The 719-nt window shown below is 46.7% G+C and carries 1 protein-coding gene; it reads left to right on the top strand.

Annotated elements, in window-relative coordinates; all coding sequences use genetic code 11:
- On the top strand, positions 1 to 719 hold a 719-nt coding region (locus tag R7Z77_RS25505; RefSeq protein WP_318137071.1), incomplete at both ends, for a DMT family transporter.

Here is a 719-nt window from a genome sequence, read left to right on the forward strand (position 1 = left end):
AAACGAATCTCTGTTTGGGGCAACAACAAACCACTACTCTTAGCGCGTGGCGCGGTGGGCACCTTCGCGCTGATGTGTGTTTACTATTCGGTGACCACGTTACCTTTGGCAGAAGCAACCATCTTCCAATACATTCATCCGGTATTTACGGCGCTGCTCGCTGTCATTTTTTTGAAAGAACGGATTCAGCCCACAACCTTCATTTGTATTGCGCTATGTTTGCTCGGCGTCTACGTCATGGTTCGACCAGAAACCGGCGTAGAATCTGCACAAACACTTCCGATGTTCAGTGTAATGATTGCTATTTTAGGTGCTTTGGGTAGCTCTATTGCTTATGTCATTGTAAGAAAGCTCAGCCAAACCGAAGACAGCTCGGTGATCATTTTCTACTTCCCACTTGTGGCGCTACCAACGTCCATCCTGTTTATGGGAGATAACTTTGTCATGCCAGATCTTTACCTGACGTGTATGTTGGTATTGGTCGGCGTGTTCACTCAAATTGGTCAACTTGGGCTGACTAAGGCGATGCAAACTCAACAAGCAGGTAAAGCATCAGCCTACTCTTACGTGCAGATTGTCTTTTCGGTACTGTTAGGAATTGTGTTCTTTGGCGAACCTCCATCACTATGGACATACATTGGCGGCGCGTTAATTGTAGCGGGCGCATTGATCAATGTGTTCGGCCATCATTTACGGTTGCCTTTTATTAAGCGCAGTGC

It is taken from the genome of Vibrio sp. 1401 (genome assembly GCF_033340295.1).